Source organism: Citrobacter sp. CK191 (assembly GCF_030333435.1).
GTDB lineage: Bacteria > Pseudomonadota > Gammaproteobacteria > Enterobacterales > Enterobacteriaceae > Citrobacter_B > Citrobacter_B koseri.
Map to the genome: position 1 here is coordinate 569,855 of NZ_JAOWFX010000034.1, position 18,798 is coordinate 588,652.

14 protein-coding genes are annotated in these 18,798 nt (G+C 54.2%); 7 read left to right on the plus strand and 7 right to left on the minus strand.

Translation table 11 applies throughout. The features are described 5' to 3' along the window. Nucleotides 1-93: 93 nt before the first annotated feature. Nucleotides 94-1,137 (plus strand): GMP reductase, encoded by a 1,044-nt coding sequence (locus tag OGV82_RS22380; protein WP_012134060.1) that lies wholly within the window; start codon nucleotides 94-96, stop codon nucleotides 1,135-1,137. A gap of 33 nt (nucleotides 1,138-1,170) precedes the next feature. Here the strand turns inward: OGV82_RS22380 and hofC are convergent, their stop codons facing one another. From hofC to nadC, 4 genes are all read right to left on the minus strand, one after another. After that, nucleotides 1,171-2,373, minus strand: a complete 1,203-nt coding sequence (hofC, locus tag OGV82_RS22385) for a protein transport protein HofC (RefSeq protein WP_101744244.1) — start codon at nucleotides 2,371-2,373, stop codon at nucleotides 1,171-1,173. Beyond that, a complete protein-coding gene (gene gspE, locus OGV82_RS22390; protein WP_101744243.1) occupies nucleotides 2,363-3,748 on the minus strand; it encodes a type II secretion system protein GspE in 1,386 nt (461 codons plus the stop codon). The genes hofC and gspE overlap by 11 nt, the downstream gene beginning before the upstream one ends. 10 nt (nucleotides 3,749-3,758) lie before the next feature. Beyond that, on the minus strand, nucleotides 3,759-4,196 hold the full coding sequence (ppdD, locus tag OGV82_RS22395) for a prepilin peptidase-dependent pilin (protein WP_047458901.1): 438 nt from the start codon (nucleotides 4,194-4,196) through the stop codon (nucleotides 3,759-3,761). Nucleotides 4,197-4,664: 468 nt separating this feature from the next. Then, nucleotides 4,665-5,558 carry a carboxylating nicotinate-nucleotide diphosphorylase gene (gene nadC / locus OGV82_RS22400; RefSeq protein ID WP_012134056.1) on the minus strand — a complete coding sequence of 298 codons (894 nt, stop codon included), beginning with the start codon at nucleotides 5,556-5,558 and terminating at the stop codon, nucleotides 4,665-4,667. Between the two features lie 87 nt (nucleotides 5,559-5,645). On the opposite strand from nadC, the gene ampD reads away from it, so the two are divergent. Together ampD and ampE are read left to right on the plus strand one after the other, a co-directional pair. Next, nucleotides 5,646-6,209 carry a 1,6-anhydro-N-acetylmuramyl-L-alanine amidase AmpD gene (gene ampD / locus OGV82_RS22405; protein WP_101744242.1) on the plus strand — a complete coding sequence of 188 codons (564 nt, stop codon included), beginning with the start codon at nucleotides 5,646-5,648 and terminating at the stop codon, nucleotides 6,207-6,209. Beyond that, complete coding sequence (gene ampE, locus OGV82_RS22410) at nucleotides 6,206-7,060, plus strand: beta-lactamase regulator AmpE (protein ID WP_012134054.1); 855 nt, start codon at nucleotides 6,206-6,208, stop codon at nucleotides 7,058-7,060. Before ampD ends, ampE begins: the two co-directional genes overlap by 4 nt. 98 nt (nucleotides 7,061-7,158) lie before the next feature. Here the strand turns inward: ampE and OGV82_RS22415 are convergent, their stop codons facing one another. The 3 genes from OGV82_RS22415 to aroP all read right to left on the minus strand — a co-directional run bounded on the left by OGV82_RS22415 (nucleotide 7,159) and on the right by aroP (nucleotide 11,044). Next, complete coding sequence (locus OGV82_RS22415; RefSeq protein WP_101744241.1) at nucleotides 7,159-8,109, minus strand: glycoside hydrolase family 43 protein; 951 nt, start codon at nucleotides 8,107-8,109, stop codon at nucleotides 7,159-7,161. Next, nucleotides 8,109-9,515, minus strand: a complete 1,407-nt coding sequence (locus tag OGV82_RS22420; protein ID WP_101744240.1) for a glycoside-pentoside-hexuronide (GPH):cation symporter — start codon at nucleotides 9,513-9,515, stop codon at nucleotides 8,109-8,111. The genes OGV82_RS22415 and OGV82_RS22420 overlap by 1 nt, the downstream gene beginning before the upstream one ends. A 155-nt stretch (nucleotides 9,516-9,670) precedes the next feature. Further along, nucleotides 9,671-11,044 carry an aromatic amino acid transporter AroP gene (aroP, locus tag OGV82_RS22425; RefSeq protein ID WP_012134051.1) on the minus strand — a complete coding sequence of 458 codons (1,374 nt, stop codon included), beginning with the start codon at nucleotides 11,042-11,044 and terminating at the stop codon, nucleotides 9,671-9,673. A 539-nt stretch (nucleotides 11,045-11,583) separates the two neighbouring features. Between aroP and pdhR the strand changes: the two genes are divergently transcribed. The 4 genes from pdhR (at nucleotide 11,584) to lpdA (ending at nucleotide 18,706) form a co-directional block, all read left to right on the plus strand. Then, complete coding sequence (gene pdhR / locus OGV82_RS22430; RefSeq protein ID WP_012134049.1) at nucleotides 11,584-12,348, plus strand: pyruvate dehydrogenase complex transcriptional repressor PdhR; 765 nt, start codon at nucleotides 11,584-11,586, stop codon at nucleotides 12,346-12,348. A gap of 163 nt (nucleotides 12,349-12,511) precedes the next feature. Beyond that, nucleotides 12,512-15,175: a pyruvate dehydrogenase (acetyl-transferring), homodimeric type gene (gene aceE / locus OGV82_RS22435; RefSeq protein ID WP_012134048.1), complete on the plus strand. Its 2,664-nt coding sequence runs from the start codon at nucleotides 12,512-12,514 to the stop codon at nucleotides 15,173-15,175. A gap of 14 nt (nucleotides 15,176-15,189) precedes the next feature. Continuing rightward, entirely contained in the window at nucleotides 15,190-17,079 is a 1,890-nt protein-coding gene (aceF, locus tag OGV82_RS22440; protein WP_101744239.1) for a pyruvate dehydrogenase complex dihydrolipoyllysine-residue acetyltransferase, read from the plus strand. A gap of 202 nt (nucleotides 17,080-17,281) precedes the next feature. Beyond that, on the plus strand, nucleotides 17,282-18,706 hold the full coding sequence (gene lpdA / locus OGV82_RS22445) for a dihydrolipoyl dehydrogenase (RefSeq protein WP_047463778.1): 1,425 nt from the start codon (nucleotides 17,282-17,284) through the stop codon (nucleotides 18,704-18,706). The last annotated feature ends 92 nt before the right edge of the window (nucleotides 18,707-18,798 follow it).

Here is an 18,798-nt window from a genome sequence, read left to right on the forward strand (position 1 = left end):
TTCGCAGTCTTGCGCAAGCCTGATTAGTGCGTATGATAACGTCACTGGAGTTGTGAGTTTCGCTTTTTTGCCATTAACCCCAGGAATCCGCACATGCGTATCGAAGAAGATCTGAAATTAGGTTTCAAAGACGTTCTTATCCGCCCTAAACGCTCTACCCTCAAAAGTCGTTCTGATGTTGAACTGGAACGTCAATTCACCTTTAAACATTCAGGTCAGACCTGGTCCGGCGTGCCGATTATCGCGGCCAATATGGACACCGTCGGGACTTTCGAGATGGCAAGCGCTCTGGCATCGTTCGACATTCTGACTGCCGTACATAAGCACTATTCCGTTGAGGACTGGAACGCCTTCACCAGTACCGCCTCTGAGGATGTTCTCAGGCATGTGATGGTTTCAACAGGCACCTCCGATGCTGATTTCGAAAAAACCAAACAGATTCTGGCGCAGAGCCCGGCACTGAACTTTGTTTGTATTGATGTGGCAAATGGTTACTCCGAACACTTCGTGCAGTTTGTTTCAAAGGCGCGTGAAGCATGGCCGACAAAAACCATTTGTGCCGGTAACGTGGTGACCGGTGAAATGTGTGAAGAGTTGGTTCTCTCCGGCGCGGATATTGTAAAAGTCGGGATTGGTCCTGGCTCCGTATGTACCACGCGTGTGAAAACTGGCGTGGGCTATCCGCAGCTTTCTGCGGTGATTGAATGCGCCGATGCCGCGCATGGTCTGGGCGGTATGATTGTCAGCGATGGCGGTTGCACCATGCCTGGCGATGTCGCAAAAGCGTTCGGCGGCGGCGCGGATTTCGTGATGCTGGGCGGTATGCTGGCAGGCCATGAAGAAAGCGGCGGTAAAATTGTTGAAGAGAATGGCGAGAAATTTATGCTGTTCTATGGCATGAGTTCTGAATCTGCTATGACCCGTCACGTTGGCGGCGTTGCGCAATATCGTGCAGCAGAAGGGAAAACCGTTAAGCTGCCGCTGCGTGGCCCGGTGGAATACACCGCGCGTGATATCCTCGGTGGCCTGCGTTCAGCCTGTACTTACGTCGGCGCCTCCCGTCTGAAAGAGCTGACGAAACGCACGACGTTTATTCGGGTACAGGAACAAGAAAACCGCGTTTTCAATAGCCTGTAATCCCTTGCGCTGGCGCAGCACAATGCGCCAGCATTATCCCATACCGCTCATCGCATCCCCCAAATGGAAAACGGGCAAATACATTGCCACGACCAACGTACCAATAATGACCCCTGTGATAACAAGCAAGGCGGGTTCCAGTAGCGCCGCCAGGTTATCCGCCAGTGATAGCGTATTCTCGCCGTGGTGTCGGGCAAGGTTATGCAACATTGCATCCAGCGCGCCGGAAGTTTCACCGGTCATGACCAACTGTATGCACAATGGGCTGAACTCACCGGCATTTTTAAGCGCCTGCCAGACCGGTTTTCCGGCATGAATATCGCGATGAACCTGAGCTAAACGCTGAGACCAGTAAGGGCAATTCAGGGTTTCTGCGACACTTTCCAGCCCTTGTGAAAAGGGAATTCCGGCGCGTTGCGTTAATGCCAGGATGGTGAAAATCTGCGTAAGTTTTTGGCCTCTGACCAGGCGTGCAATAACGGGACAGCGCAGCAGAAGACGCTGGCGTTGAATCTGCCAGTACGGTTTTTTTATTATTAAACCGTAGATTACCCCCGTTGCGATACCGAGCAGCGCCATCAGCCAGCCCCATTGGGCACTCCACTGCGCCAGTGTGATGATGCCCTGCGTCAGTGCCGGTAACGGCGTATTGAATGTCCGGTAGATAGCGGCAAACTCTGGCAGGACAAAGTGCAGCATGGCGAAAACAACCATCACGGCCATCGTCAGAATTATGATGGGATAACGCAGCGCTTTTTTGACTTTGTCAGCAAGCTGTTTTTGGGCATTTTGCTGACGCGCCAGCTCAAAGCAGCATTCATCGAGTTTTCCGGTAAGTTCCCCGGTACGGATCATCGCCTGATAGAGTGGAGGAAAGACCTGCGGCCATTGCGCCAGCGCGGAAGAAAGCGGGGCGCCTTGCTCCAGGTTATGGGCCAGCGTTTGCAGCAGCGCCTGCCATTGTCGACTGGGATGCTGCCCGGCAAGCAATGTCAGTCCTTCGGAAAGCGTAAGCCCCGCTTTGAGAAGCGTCGCCAGTTGGTGGACGATCTCCGCGCTTTGCTCTGCGCGCCAGTGTGCCGCTTTAACGCTCAAACGTTTTGCGCGTATCGGCATGATGTGCTGATGTTCCAGAGCAACGAGTAGTGCGGCACGATCGTCAGCCCATAATGCCCCCTCTTCCGAATGGCCCGTGGCATTAATCCCTTGCCAGCGCCAAAGCTGTTTAGCTGACATGGGGTAGCCCCAGAACGCGCAGGAGTTCTTCAAAGGTCGTCAATCCTTGTTCAACCGCATGACAGCCGTTCTCAAAAAGCGTACTCATCCCTTCCTGTCGGGCGCAGGACTCCAGCGCCTCAACGGTTGCATTGTTGATAAGCAACTGTCGCAATGCGGGCGTAACAGGCAAAACCTCGAAGAGCGCGGTACGCCCATAAAATCCGTGGTAGCAACGTTCGCAACCGGGCGCTTGCCAGCGGGGAAGCGTGGTAGGCCATAGCGCGGCGGGAAGCGAGACAGACTCTGCGGCAATATGACGGCAGTACGGACATAATTTTCTGACCAGTCGCTGGGCGACGACCAGCGTCAGGGCGGATGAGATCATCCAACGCGCGACGCCCATCTGCTGTAAACGTATCAGCGTTTCACTGGTGGAGTTAGTATGCAGCGTAGACAGCACCAGGTGGCCGGTTTGCGCGGCTTTAATCGCAATTTCTGCCGTTTCGCCATCACGGATTTCGCCCACCATTATAATGTCGGGGTCCTGACGCAGCAGCGCGCGTAATACGCTCTGAAAGGTAAGTCCGGCGCGCGGATGAATTTGTGTCTGATTAAGGCCCTCGACAGGGATTTCGACCGGGTCCTCTACGCTACAGAGATTCACATCCTGGGTGTTGCGCGCCTGTAGCGCGCTGTAGAGCGTTACGGTTTTTCCACTGCCGGTAGGGCCAGTCACCAGAACCAGTCCCTGCGGTTGCCGTAGCGCCTGCATGAACAGGGCGAGTTGCGTATCAGGCATGCCTAACGCGTTGAGATCAAGCGCCTGCTCGACCTGGTGAAGTAACCGCAGTACCACTTTCTCACCGTCCCGGCAGGGGATGACCGCGACACGAAATGAAACCGCATTGCCCGCAAGCGTCACGGTAAATTGCCCGTCTTGCGGGAGTCGATGTTCGGCAATATCCAGATTGCCCAGTACCTTTAACCTTGCCGTCAGTGTCGCGCCGGTGACGGATGACACGCCGGGCAAGGCATGAAGTACGCCATCCACGCGCAGCCTGATTCGGTAGTGGTTTTCCGCAGGTTCAATGTGGATGTCGGAAGCGCGTTTTGCCAGCGCGGATTCCAGCGTCTGCTGCAAAAGTTCCGCCGCCGTGCGGCTATCGTCGGCGATGACGGCCGGGAGCATTTTCCGGGGCTTATGCATATGGCCTTCCATCTGCTGACGAGTCCAGCAGACAATGTCGATCCGCTTTGTTGTGGCAAAGTGCAGGGCGTCCAGTAGTTCATGGGACGGTGAATCTACGACCGCGACGTGAACCACCTCGTTATCGGCATCGAGCAATATTCCCTGATGACGCAGGCACAGCGCCGTAAGTTGCGTGATGTTCATTGCTTTCTCCTTAGCTGGCGTCAAAGCGGAAAACATCTTCACAAGCCTGTTGCAGCGCGCTGTCGCTCTGGATGTTGCAACTGCGCGTCCAGCCGGTGATGCCGTTGGCGTTATCCCAGTTGGGCGTCATGGTGATGCTCAGACCGTTGAGGCTCTCCTGCCCGGTGAGCATTACCACGCCTTTTTCTATGCTCATGCCAGAGACGTAGCGGGTGGTGGTCGGAGAGGGGATGCCGTTGCTGCTGGCGTCGCAGGTTGCAATGCCGCCGTGTTCCAGCGCGCAGAGTTCGACGGCGGTGCGGTAAGGAACGAATGTCTGCAACATATCCGTCAGTGCGGCTTTGCGCAGGTAGTTCTGGTAGGCCGGAATGCCGATGGCGCTCAGGATGGCGATAATGCCGATCACCACCATCAGTTCGATAAGCGTAAATCCGCGTTGTTTGTCCATTGTCTGCTCCTTGAGTTAACAGGCGCTACTTTGGCAAACGCAGGATATGATCCGCGAGCGGCAAAAATCGAAACGGGAAAGGGGATTCAGAAGATTGTTAGCGGGTTGCATAGCAAGGCAGCAGGTTTGCGAGGCCGCCCGAAAAAATGTGCCGGATGGCGGCGTAAACGCCTTATCCGGCCTACGGATTTACATCGTTTGTAGGCCCGATAAGCGGAGCGCCACCGGGCATTATCAGCCGGGATTTGCATCATTTGTAGGCCCGATAAGCGGAGCGCCACCGGGCATTATCGGCAGGGTGTTGCATCGTTTGTAGGCCCGATAAGCGAAGCGCTATCGGGCATTATCGGCAGGGCGTTGCATCATTTGTAGGCTCGATAAGCAAAGCGCCATCGGGCATTATCGGCAGGGATTTGCATCGTTTGTAGGCCCGATAAGCGAAGTGCCATCGGGCATGACAATCCGGCGTTAGCGAAAACGCATGGAGAGATCGAGCGCTCTCACATGTTTGGTCAGCGCGCCAACGGAGATAAAATCCACACCGGTTTCGGCAAATTCGCGCAGGGTTTCATCAGTGACATTGCCGGAAACTTCCAGCCGCGCCTGTCCGTTGGTGCGTTTCACCGCTTCACGCATCTGATCCGTTTCGAAGTTATCCAGCATGATGATGTCTGCGCCCGCTTTCAGCGCGTCGTCCAGCTCATCCAGATTCTCAACTTCAACTTCAACCGGCACATCAGGATGCAACCAGAAGGCTTTCTCGACCGCCTGGCGCACTGAGCCGGAAGCGATGATGTGGTTCTCTTTAATCAGAAAGGCGTCGGAAAGCCCCAGGCGGTGATTCGCGCCGCCGCCGCACAATACGGCGTATTTTAATGCGGTTCGCAGACCCGGCAGGGTTTTGCGGGTGTCCAGCAGTTGCGTTTTTGTCCCCGCCAGCAAATCAACGTATTTACGGACTTCGCTTGCGACGCCGGAAAGCGTCTGAACAAAGTTCAACGCGGTGCGCTCGCCGGTCAGCAGGATGCGAGACGGGCCGTCCAGTTCAAACAGCGGCTGGTTGGCTTTAATGCTGTCGCCGTCCTGTACGCGCCAGGTGATGCTGACATCATCGCCGGCCAGTTGAATAAAGACCTCTTCTACCCAACGTTTTCCGCAGAATACGCCATCTTCACGGGTAATCACCGTGGCGTGAGAACGGGTGTTCTCCGGTAAAAGCTGCGCGGTAATATCGTTATTTGCGTCAACTTCTCCGCCTAAATCTTCACGCAGTGCCTGGGCGACAGCGGTGGGGATATCCAGATTTATGCGTTCCAACAGCGCGTCACGTCGGTAGTCAGGGTTGTAGCGGCGAGGCGGCATGATAAAACTCCAAATTGGTAACGAATCATAAGGTAGAAACATGCTACTCTGAACCGGATAACTGCACCATATAAAAGGAGGTTCTGTATGCTGTTAGACAAGGGTTGGCTGGCGGAGGCGCGACGCGTCCCCTCTCCTCATTTTGACTGCCGCCCGGATGACGAAACCCCTTCTTTGCTGGTGGTGCACAATATCAGCCTGCCGCCGGGCGAGTTTGGCGGTCCGTGGATTGATGCGCTATTCACCGGAACACTCGATTCCGCTGCCCATCCTTTTTTTGCCGAGATTGCCCATTTGCGCGTTTCGGCACATTGTCTGATTCGCCGTGATGGCGAAATTGTGCAGTATGTCCCTTTCGATAAACGTGCCTGGCATGCGGGCGTGTCGAACTATCAGGGGCGTGAGCGCTGTAATGATTTTTCCATTGGTATCGAGCTGGAGGGAACGGACACGCTGGCTTATACCGATGCGCAGTATCAGCAACTGGCCGCCGTGACGCGCACGCTGATTGCGCTTTACCCGGCGATAGCCGACAACATGACCGGACACTGCAATATTGCGCCTGAGCGTAAAACCGATCCCGGTCCGTCTTTCGACTGGGCGAAGTTTCGCGCGCTGGTCACCGCCTCGTCACACAAGGAGATGACATGACGCTGTTTACGACATTACTGGTGCTGATTGTTGAGCGCCTGTTCAAGCTGGGTGAGCACTGGCACCTCGACCACCGACTGGAGGTGCTGTTCCGCCGGACGACGCATTTTTCGATGGTGCGTACGCTGGGGATGACGATTGTTGCGATGGCGGTGACGTTCCTGCTGCTGCGTGCGCTGGAAGGTTTACTGTTTAACGCTCCCACGCTGGTGGTCTGGATACTGATTGGTGTGTTGTGTATTGGCGCAGGGAAAGTTCGTCTGCATTATCACGCGTACCTGAACGCGGCTTCCCGTAATGATGCCCATGCGCGTGAAGCGATGGCTAACGAACTGACGCTGATCCACGGCGTGCCGCCAGACTGCAACGAACGGGAGTTTTTGCGCGAGCTGCAAAATGCGCTGCTCTGGATAAATTTCCGCTTCTATCTGGCGCCGCTGTTCTGGTTTATTGTCGGCGGCCCGTGGGGGCCGGTGACGCTGGTCGGCTATGCGTTTCTGCGCGCCTGGCAGTCCTGGCTGGCGCGTTATCAAACGCCGCATCAACGTTTGCAGTCTGGCATTGACGCGATTCTTCATGTTCTGGACTGGATTCCGGTGCGTCTGGCTGGCGTGGTTTATGCGCTGCTGGGGCATGGCGAGAAGGCGCTGCCCGCCTGGTTTGTTTCGCTGGCGGATCTGCGCACGTCTCAGTACCAGGTGTTGACGCGTCTGGCACAGTTCTCGCTGGCCCGCGAGCCGCACACGGATAAGGTCGAAACGCCGAAAGCCGCTGTCTCAATGGCGAAGAAAACGTCTCTGGCGGTGGTGGTGGCGATCGCATTTCTGACCATTTACGGAGCGCTGGTGTAATGTCGTTTTGCCGGATGGCGCTGCGCTTATCCGGCCTACGGCATCACTCATTTATAGGTTTATAGGCCCGGTAAGCGCAGCGCCGCCGGGCAACGTGCTCAGACGGTATCCGCAGGCGGGATGCCAAAATCTGGCATTCCGTTTTCGTCCCAGCGAATCAGCTTCAGGCGGGTATGACGGTTCGGATCGTACAGCGGATCGCCTTCAATCTCCGTATAATTTCGCGCATGGTAGACCAGTACATCATCGCCTTCCGGCGTTTGGGTAAAGCTGTTGTGCCCTGGCCCATACTGGCGGTTTTCATTGCTGGTGGTAAAGACCGGACGCGGTGATTTGTGCCAGTTTGCCGGATTTTGCGGATCGGCATGTATATCAATCCACAGCAGACCCATACAGTAGTTTTCGTCGGTGGCGCTGGCGGAATAGCTGATAAACAGCTTATCGTCGTGCGTTATAACCGCAGGCCCTTCATTGACGCGAAAACCCCGACACTCCCAGTCATATTCCGGCTTGCTGAGCATCACCGGCGCGCCTTTGATCGTCCACGGATTTTCCAGCCCGGCAAGATAGATATTGGAGTTTCCGGCGATATCCGGCGCTTTCTGCGCCCACAAATACCACTGTTTTCCCTGATGGCTAAAAGTCGTGGCATCCAGCGCGAAGGTATCAAATGGTGTTTTGATCTGACCTTTTTCTTCCCAGACGCCGCTGAGTGGGTCGGCATCTGTACACTCCAGGACAAACATGCGGTGCTGGAACATTCCCAGTTTGTCGAGCGCCTGGGTATGCGCGGCGGCGAAATAGATGTACCACTTGCCGTCGATGCGGTGAATCTCTGGCGCCCAGATAAGCTCGCACATCGTGCCGCTTTCAGGTTTACGCCAGACAACGACAGGGGAGGCGGTGCGTAAGTTTTCCAGCGAGTTTGCCCGACGGATCTCCAGCCGGTCATACTCCGGCACCGAGGCGATAAAGTAATAATGGTTGCCGTCGCGAAGAATAAACGGATCGGCGCGTTGTTCAATAAACGGGTTGGGCCAGTTTTGCATCAGGCTTTCCTTACTGTTTCAGCGACGTTAAATTGCGGGTCATCGTTGAGCTCGCGGTAGCTGGCGCGGCGTTTTTCCAGGTCCTTCTGAATCTGTTTCATCAGTTCGCGATCCACTTTCAGCAGGCGAACCACGCCGGCGGTGATCAGATAGCCGACGCCGGGGATCACCGTGAAGAGCAGAACAATACCGCCGATTGCCGTGTCGCTCTGCGCTTTGGCGCCAGCGTCGTAGCCATACCAGGATAACAGGAAACCGACCATTGCTCCGGCAATCGCCAGACCCAGTTTCAGGAAGAACAGGTTGCCGGAAAAGCTGATGCCGGTGATGCGCTTGCCGGTTTTCCATTCGCCGTAGTCATCGACGTCTGCCATCAGCGACCAGTGCAGCGGGGAAGGGATCTGATGCAGGATGTTAAGCAGGAAGTAAAGCACCACGATAAGCGTAGTGGCTTTTGGATCGAAGAAGTAAAAAGCGCAGGAGAACAGCGCCAGCGCGATATTGGTCCAGAAGAAGACCTTCAGTTTGCACCAGCGGTCGGTCAGCACTTTCGCCAGCATACTGCCGATCATCATTCCCACCACGCCAAGGCTAATGAAAAGGGTGGCGAAGTGAGTGCTTTGCCCCATTACCCAGGTCACGTAATACATGGTTGCCGCCATGCGGATAAAACCCGGACAGACGTTACACAACGTCAGCAGCAGGATGCGCACCCATTGATCGTTTTTCCATACGTCTTTGAAATCGTTCTTCATGTCATCATGGGTAGGAACGGCAGGACGAATGCGTTCACGAACGGTGGCGAAGCAGAACAGGAACATGCACATGCCGATAATCGCCAGTACGGTCATCGCCATCTGGTAGCCTTTGGCTTTATTGTCGCCGCCAAACCACTCCACCATCGGCAGCAGCGTTAATGACAACAGCAGAGTGGCAATCCCGACCAGCACAAAACGGTATGACTGACAGGCCACGCGCTCTTGCGGATCGTTGGTGATGACGCCGCCTAATGAGCAGTAGGGAATATTGATGGCGGTGTAGGTAATCGACAGCAGAAAATAAGTGACAAACGCATAGATAACCTTGCTGTTATATGTCCATTCCGGGGTGGTGAACATCAGGATGCTGAACAGCGCATAAGGGAAGGCAATCCACAGCAGCCAGGGACGAAATCGCCCGTATTTGCTTTGGGTACGATCGGCGATTGCGCCCATAATCGGGTCGGTAACGGCATCAATCACGCGAACGGAGAGGAGTAATACGCCGACCAGAGCGGGAGCCAGCCCAAAAATATCTGTATAAAAATAGTTAACAAACAGCATTATGGCGCCAAAGATGATGTTGCATCCGGCGTCACCCATGCCATAGCCGATTTTTTCTTTTATCGACAGCTTACCCTTTTCCATTGAAACGTCTCCCATCAGATGATGTAGAGAATTATTCTGCGCAAGCGAAGTAATTGCGTTGCAGGATAACGCCGCTGATATGGATAAAATGGCTATACAGAGGAAAATGTGAGGCAGGTTGCAACCCTCACTCTTGCAAGTGAGGGCCGTGGGGATTAATGCGCTTTAACGGTTTTTGCGGTTTTCTGTTTACACAGATAGCCTACGCCCAGAATGACAATCCACACCGGAATCAGGTAGACCGAGATGGCCATGCCTGGCGTCATCAGCATAATGACCAGCACCGCCGCCATAAACAGCAGGCAGACCCAGTTACCCAGCGGGTAGAACAGCGCCGGGAAGCGAGTTTTCACTCCCTGCTGCTGTTTGGCGCGACGGAACTTTATGTGCGCGAGGCTGATCATTGCCCAGTTGATCACCAGAGCAGAGACCACCAGCGCCATCAGCAAGCCGAATGCCGAGTCCGGCGCCATATAGTTAATCAGCACGCAGAGCGCGGTAACCAGTGCGGAAACCAGAATGGTGTTCACCGGTACGCCGCGTTTATCCACGCTTAAAAACACTTTCGGCGCGTTGCCCTGCTGAGCCAGGCCGAACAGCATACGGCTGTTGCAGTATACGCAGCTGTTATAGACGGACAGCGCCGCAGTCAGTACCACGATATTCAGCGCGTTGGCTACGAGGGTATCGCCCAGTTCGTGGAAGATCAGAACGAACGGGCTGGTATCCGCTGTTACGCGCGTCCACGGCAGCAGAGAAAGCAGCACCGCCAGCGAACCAATATAGAAAATCAAAATACGGTAGATAACCTGGTTCGTCGCTTTCGGAATGCTTTGCTCCGGGTTGTCCGCTTCCGCCGCCGTGATCCCGACCAGCTCCAGTCCGCCGAAGGAGAACATGATAATCGCCATCATCATGACCAGCCCGGTGAAGCCATGCGGCAGAAAGCCGCCCTGTTCCCACAGGTTACGCACGGTCGCCTGCGGGCCGCCGTTGCCGCTAAACAGCAGCCAGCCGCCGAAGAGGATCATCGCCACCACTGCGATAACTTTAATGATGGCAAACCAGAACTCCATCTCACCAAACACTTTCACGTTGGTCAGGTTGATGGCGTTGATGAGCACAAAGAAGGCCGCAGCGGAGACCCAGGTGGGGATTTCAGGCCACCAGAACTGAATGTATTTCCCGACCGCCGTCAGTTCCGCCATCGCAACCAGCACATACAGCACCCAATAGTTCCAGCCGGAAGCGAAGCCTGCAAATCCGCCCCAGTATTTATAGGCGAAGTGGCTGAACGAACCGGCAACCGGCTCTTCAACCACCATTTCACCTAACTGACGCATGATCAGAAAAGCGATAAAGCCCGCGATGGCATAACCCAGAATAATCCCTGGCCCTGCTGACTGGATAACGGATGCGCTGCCCAGAAACAGCCCGGTACCGATTGCGCCCCCCAGGGCGATTAGCTGGATATGGCGGTTTTTAAGACCGCGCTTTAGCTGCTCGCCATGCTGTTGACCTTCCATCATGAAACCTCGTGTGTGGTTATTTTTGAACTACGCAGTGACGCGTGTGTAAGTTTGCAATTCCATTTGTTGTATTAATATGTTTACGCTGATGAAATCTTAATTGTTACCGAAAGTCTTTCGTCGGCTAAAGAATAATGGTATGCGGGCGTTAATGCACCTGCTTTATGAAGGGACGATGACGAGTTGAATAAAAAGAAACCATTTGTAAATACCACCTCTCCCACCTCAAATTTTAGCTGATAAATATTTATTCATTATTTGTGAATATAAAGTCATTAAATAAGCGGTTGAATCGGTTCAGATAAAATTTTTCCTCGTTTCAATTACGTTAAATCTACTCCCGGGGGAGTAAATTTAACATTTGTGCATAGTTACATCTTTGAAACGTTATTTCTGTAATCTTGTTAAAATGTGCGTGGTTTACTGATTTCAATCAAAACCTGTATGGACAGAAGGTGAATACTTTGTTACTTTAGCGTCACGAACGTGAAATTGGTAAGACCAATTGACTCCGGGCAAATGGCTTAAGACAGGAAATCATGGCCTACAGCAAAATCCGCCAACCAAAACTATCCGATGTGATTGAGCAGCAGCTGGAGTTTTTAATTCTTGAGGGGACTTTGCGCCCCGGCGAAAAACTCCCACCGGAACGTGAACTGGCTAAACAGTTCGACGTCTCCCGCCCCTCTTTACGCGAGGCGATCCAACGTCTCGAAGCGAAGGGTTTGCTGCTTCGTCGCCAGGGCGGCGGAACTTTTGTGCAGAGCAGTCTGTGGCAGAGCTTTAGCGACCCACTGGTAGAACTGCTCTCCGATCATCCTGAATCCCAATTTGACCTGCTTGAGACGCGCCATGCGCTGGAAGGCATTGCCGCTTATTACGCGGCATTGCGTAGCACGGATGAAGACAAAACCCGCATTCGTGAACTCCATCATGCCATCGAGCTTGCTCAACAGTCCGGCGATCTGGATGCCGAATCCGACGCGGTTCTCCAGTATCAAATCGCTGTCACCGAAGCGGCGCACAATGTGGTGTTGCTCCATCTGCTAAGGTGTATGGAGCCGATGCTGGCGCAAAACGTTCGTCAGAACTTTGAATTGCTGTATGCGCGCCGGGAGATGCTTCCGCTGGTGAGCAGTCATCGTACCCGTATTTTTGAAGCGATCATCGCCGGTAACCCGATCGATGCGCGTGAAGCGTCGCATCGTCACCTGGCGTTTATCGAAGAGATTCTCCTGGACAGAAGCCGTGAGGAAAGCCGTCGTGAACGCGCCTTACGCCGTCTGGAGCAACGAAAGAATTAGTGATTTTTCTGGCAGAACGTTAACCAGAAGATGTTGTAAATCAAGCGCAAATTATAGCGCGCGGCAACTAAACGCAGAACCTGTCTTATTGCGCTTTCTGGCGAAAGCTCAATGGGACAGGTTCCAGACAAATCAACGTATTAGATAGATAAGGAATACCCCCATGTCAGAACGTTTCCCAAATGACGTGGATCCGATCGAAACTCGCGACTGGCTACAGGCGATCGAATCGGTCATCCGTGAAGAAGGTGTTGAGCGTGCTCAGTATCTGATTGACCAGCTTCTTTCTGAAGCCCGCAAAGGCGGCGTGAAAGTAGCGGCAGGTGCAGGGGCTAGCAACTATGTAAACACTATTGCCGTTGAAGATGAACCGGAATACCCGGGCAATCTGGAACTGGAGCGTCGTATCCGTTCAGCTATCCGCTGGAACGCCATCATGACCGTACTGCGTGCGTCTAAAAAAGACCTCGAACTGGGTGGCCACATGGCTTCCTTCCAGTCTTCCGCAACCGTTTATGATGTTTGCTTCAACCACTTCTTCCGCGCACGCAATGAGCAGGATGGCGGCGACCTGGTATACTTCCAGGGCCACATCTCCCCGGGCGTGTATGCACGCGCATTCCTGGAAGGCCGTCTGACTGAAGAGCAGATGGACAACTTCCGTCAGGAAGTTCATGGCAAAGGCCTCTCTTCCTACCCGCACCCGAAACTGATGCCGGAATTCTGGCAGTTCCCGACCGTATCTATGGGTCTGGGCCCAATCGGCGCGATCTACCAGGCTAAATTCCTGAAATATCTGGAACACCGTGGTCTGAAAGACACGTCCAAACAGACCGTTTACGCTTTCCTGGGCGACGGCGAGATGGACGAGCCGGAATCCAAAGGGGCTATCACCATCGCCACCCGTGAGAAACTGGACAACCTGGTCTTCATCATCAACTGTAACCTGCAACGTCTGGACGGCCCGGTAACCGGTAACGGCAAAATCGTTAACGAACTGGAAGGCATCTTTGACGGCGCTGGCTGGAACGTGATCAAAGTGATGTGGGGCGGTCGTTGGGATGAGCTGCTGCGTAAAGACACCAGCGGTAAACTGATCCAACTGATGAACGAAACCGTTGACGGTGACTACCAGACCTTCAAATCCAAAGATGGCGCTTACGTACGTGAGCACTTCTTCGGTAAATATCCAGAAACCGCAGCCCTGGTTGCTGACTGGACTGATGAGCAGATCTGGGCACTGAACCGTGGTGGTCACGATCCGAAGAAAGTCTACGCTGCACTGAAAAAAGCGCAGGAAACCAAAGGCAAAGCAACAGTAATCCTGGCCCATACCATCAAAGGTTATGGCATGGGTGACACTGCCGAAGGTAAAAACATCGCGCACCAGGTTAAGAAAATGAACATGGACGGCGTTCGTTACGTCCGCGATCGTTTCAACGTGCCGGTATCCGATGCTGACATCGAAAAACTGCCGTACATTACCTTCCCGGAAGGCTCTGAAGAGCACACTTATCTGCACGCACAGCGTCAGAAACTGCACGGCTACCTGCCGAGCCGCCAGCCGAACTTCACTGAGAAGCTGGAACTGCCGACCCTGGAAGATTTCGGCGCGCTGCTGGAAGAGCAGAACAAAGAAATCTCCACCACTATCGCTTTCGTTCGTGCCCTGAACGTGATGCTGAAAAACAAGTCGATCAAAGATCGTCTGGTTCCGATCATCGCTGACGAAGCGCGTACTTTCGGTATGGAAGGTCTGTTCCGTCAGATCGGTATTTACAGCCCGAACGGCCAGCAGTACACCCCGCAGGACCGTGAGCAGGTTGCTTACTACAAAGAAGACGAGAAAGGTCAGATTTTGCAGGAAGGCATCAACGAGCTGGGCGCAGGTTCTTCCTGGCTGGCCGCTGCGACCTCTTACAGCACCAACAACCTGCCGATGATCCCGTTCTACATCTACTACTCCATGTTCGGGTTCCAGCGTATTGGCGACCTGTGCTGGGCAGCAGGTGACCAACAGGCGCGCGGCTTCCTGATCGGTGGTACTTCCGGTCGTACGACGCTGAACGGCGAAGGTTTGCAGCACGAAGATGGTCACAGCCACATTCAGTCTCTGACTATCCCGAACTGTATCTCTTACGATCCGTCTTACGCGTACGAAGTTGCGGTCATCATGCACGATGGTCTGGAGCGTATGTACGGTGAGAAACAAGAGAACGTTTACTACTACATCACCACGCTGAATGAAAACTACCACATGCCAGCCATGCCGGAAGGTGCTGAGGAAGGTATCCGTAAAGGTATCTACAAACTCGAAACCCTCGAAGGTAAGAAAGGTAAAGTTCAGCTGCTGGGCTCCGGTTCTATCCTGCGTCACGTTCGCGAAGCAGCAGAGATCCTGGCGAAAGATTACGGCGTAGGTTCTGACGTTTACAGCGTCACCTCCTTCACTGAACTGGCGCGTGATGGCCAGGATTGTGAGCGCTGGAACATGCTGCACCCGCTGGAAACTCCACGCGTTCCGTACATTGCTCAGGTAATGAACGACGCGCCGGCAGTGGCATCGACTGACTATATGAAACTGTTCGCCGAGCAGGTTCGTACTTATGTACCGGCTGATGATTACCGCGTACTGGGTACTGACGGTTTCGGCCGCTCTGACAGCCGTGAGAACCTGCGTCACCACTTCGAAGTGGATGCATCTTATGTGGTTGTTGCGGCTCTGGGCGAGCTGGCTAAACGTGGCGAAATCGATAAGAAAGTGGTAGCGGAAGCCATCACCAAATTCAACATCGATGCAGATAAAGTTAACCCGCGTCTGGCGTAAGAGGTAAAAGAATAATGGCTATCGAAATCAACGTACCGGACATCGGGGCTGATGAAGTTGAAATCACCGAGATCCTGGTCAAAGTGGGCGACAAAGTTGAAGCTGAACAGTCGCTGATCACCGTAGAAGGCGACAAGGCCTCTATGGAAGTTCCATCGCCGCAGGCGGGCGTCGTTAAAGAGATTAAAGTCTCTGTTGGCGACAAAACCGCGACGGGCGCACTTATCATGGTTTTCGATTCCGCCGACGGTGCAGCTGACGCTGCGCCAGCTCCGGCAGAAGAGAAGAAAGAAGCCGCTCCGGCAGCCGCTCCTGCTGCTGCGGCAGCGAAAGACGTACACGTACCGGATATCGGCGGCGACGAAGTTGAAGTCACCGAGATCCTGGTGAAAGTGGGCGACACCGTTGCGGCTGAGCAGTCGCTGATCACCGTAGAAGGCGACAAGGCCTCTATGGAAGTGCCGGCGCCGTTCGCGGGTACGGTTAAAGAGATCAAAGTCAACGCTGGCGATAAAGTGTCTACCGGCTCTCTGATCATGGTATTCGAAGTAGCGGGCGCTGCGCCTGCTACTGCGCCCGCTCAGGCGGCAGCACCAGCAGCGGCGGCTCCGGCAGCAGCGGCTGGCGCGAAAGACGTTAACGTACCGGACATCGGCGGCGACGAAGTTGAAGTCACCGAAGTGATGGTTAAAGTCGGCGATAAAGTTGAAGCTGAACAGTCGCTGATCACCGTAGAAGGCGACAAAGCCTCTATGGAAGTGCCGGCGCCGTTCGCGGGCGTGGTTAAAGAGCTGAAAGTTAACGTTGGCGACAAAGTGTCTACCGGCTCTCTGATTATGGTCTTCGAAGTGGAAGGCGCTGCCCCTGCCGCGGCTCCGGCTGCTGCTCCGGCACCTGCCGCTGCACCTGCTCAGGCCGCTAAACCGGCTGCTGCGCCTGCGGCAAAAGCGGAAGGCAAATCTGAGTTTGCTGAAAACGACGCTTACGTTCACGCGACCCCGCTGATTCGCCGCCTGGCGCGCGAGTTCGGCGTTAACCTGGCGAAAGTGAAGGGCACTGGCCGTAAAGGTCGTATCCTGCGCGAAGACGTTCAGGCTTACGTGAAAGACGCTATCAAGCGCGCTGAATCCGCGCCAGCGGGCGCAACCGGCGGTTCTCTGCCAGGTCTGCTGCCGTGGCCGAAAGTGGACTTCAGCAAGTTTGGTGAAGTGGAAGAAGTTGAACTGGGCCGCATCCAGAAAATCTCTGGTGCTAACCTGAGCCGTAACTGGGTGATGATCCCGCACGTTACGCACTTCGACAAAACGGATATCACCGATCTGGAAGCGTTCCGTAAGCAGCAGAATGCGGAAGCTGAAAAACGTAAGCTGGACGTGAAATTCACGCCAGTGGTCTTCATCATGAAAGCCGTTGCCGCTGCTCTGGAACAGATGCCGCGCTTCAACAGCTCTCTGTCTGAAGACGGTCAGCGCCTGACGTTGAAGAAGTACATCAACATTGGTGTTGCGGTTGACACGCCGAACGGTCTGGTTGTTCCGGTGTTCAAAGATGTGAACAAGAAGAGCATTACTGAGCTGTCCCGTGAACTGACGACCATCTCTAAGAAAGCGCGTGATGGTAAGCTGACCGCTGGCGAAATGCAGGGCGGTTGCTTCACTATCTCCAGCATCGGCGGCCTGGGCACCACCCACTTCGCGCCGATTGTGAACGCGCCAGAAGTGGCTATCCTCGGCGTTTCTAAGTCCGCAATGGAACCGGTGTGGAATGGTAAAGAGTTTACTCCGCGTCTGATGATGCCGATTTCTCTCTCCTTCGACCACCGCGTGATTGACGGTGCTGATGGTGCTCGCTTTATCACCATCATCAACAACACGCTGTCTGACATTCGCCGTCTGGTGATGTAAGCAAGCAAAAAAGTCGGCCTGACGGCCGGCTTTTTTCTGGTAATCTCATGAAGTGAGTGAGGTTATCGTGCGAAAGACAAATCGGTTGCCGTTTGTTGTTTCAAAATTGTTAACAATTTTGTAAAATACGGGCGGATAGAACGACCCGGTGGATGATGGGCGACAAGACCAGGGATCGCCGGGAATAAATTAAGAGGTCATGATGAGTACTGAAATCAAAACTCAGGTCGTGGTACTTGGGGCAGGCCCGGCAGGTTACTCTGCTGCCTTCCGTTGCGCTGATTTAGGTCTGGAAACCGTAATCGTAGAACGTTACAACACCCTCGGCGGTGTTTGTCTGAACGTCGGCTGTATCCCTTCTAAAGCTCTTCTGCACGTAGCAAAAGTTATCGAAGAAGCCAAAGCACTGGCTGAACACGGTATCGTTTTTGGCGAGCCGAAAACCGATATCGACAAAATTCGTACCTGGAAAGAGAAAGTTATCACTCAGCTGACCGGCGGTCTGGCTGGCATGGCGAAAGGCCGTAAAGTGAAAGTGGTAAACGGTCTGGGTAAATTCACCGGGGCCAACACCCTGGAAGTGGAAGGCGAGAACGGCAAAACCGTGATCAACTTCGACAACGCGATTATCGCAGCAGGTTCCCGTCCGATCCAACTGCCGTTTATTCCGCACGAAGATCCGCGCGTCTGGGACTCCACCGACGCACTGGAACTGAAATCCGTACCGAAACGTCTGCTGGTTATGGGCGGCGGTATCATCGGTCTGGAAATGGGTACGGTGTACCATGCGCTGGGTTCAGAGATCGACGTGGTTGAAATGTTCGACCAGGTTATCCCGGCGGCTGACAAAGACATCGTTAAAGTCTTCACCAAACGCATCGGCAAGAAATTCAACCTGATGCTGGAAACCAAAGTGACTGCCGTTGAAGCGAAAGAAGACGGTATTTACGTTTCCATGGAAGGCAAAAAAGCGCCAGCAGAAGCACAGCGTTACGATGCGGTGCTGGTGGCTATCGGCCGTGTGCCGAACGGTAAAAACCTCGATGCTGGTAAGGCTGGCGTAGAAGTTGACGACCGTGGCTTCATCCGCGTAGACAAACAGCTGCGCACTAACGTACCGCACATCTTTGCTATCGGCGATATCGTCGGTCAGCCGATGCTGGCGCACAAAGGTGTTCACGAAGGTCACGTTGCCGCTGAAGTTATCGCCGGTAAGAAACACTACTTCGATCCGAAAGTTATTCCGTCCATCGCCTACACTGAGCCAGAAGTTGCATGGGTAGGTCTGACGGAGAAAGAAGCGAAAGAGAAAGGCATCAGCTACGAAACCGCCACCTTCCCGTGGGCTGCGTCTGGCCGTGCTATCGCTTCTGACTGCGCAGACGGTATGACCAAGCTGATTTTCGACAAAGAATCTCACCGTGTTATCGGTGGTGCGATTGTCGGCACCAACGGCGGCGAGCTGCTGGGCGAAATCGGTCTGGCGATCGAGATGGGCTGTGATGCTGAAGACATCGCGCTGACTATCCACGCTCACCCGACTCTGCACGAGTCCGTTGGCCTGGCAGCCGAAGTGTTCGAAGGCAGCATCACCGACCTGCCGAACCCGAAAGCGAAGAAGAAATAATCTTCTGAGTAGATAAAGAAAAAGCGGCTTAGCGGCCGCTTTTTTATTGGGGCAAATCCTGACCCGGGTTTTGCCGGATGGCGGCATCAACG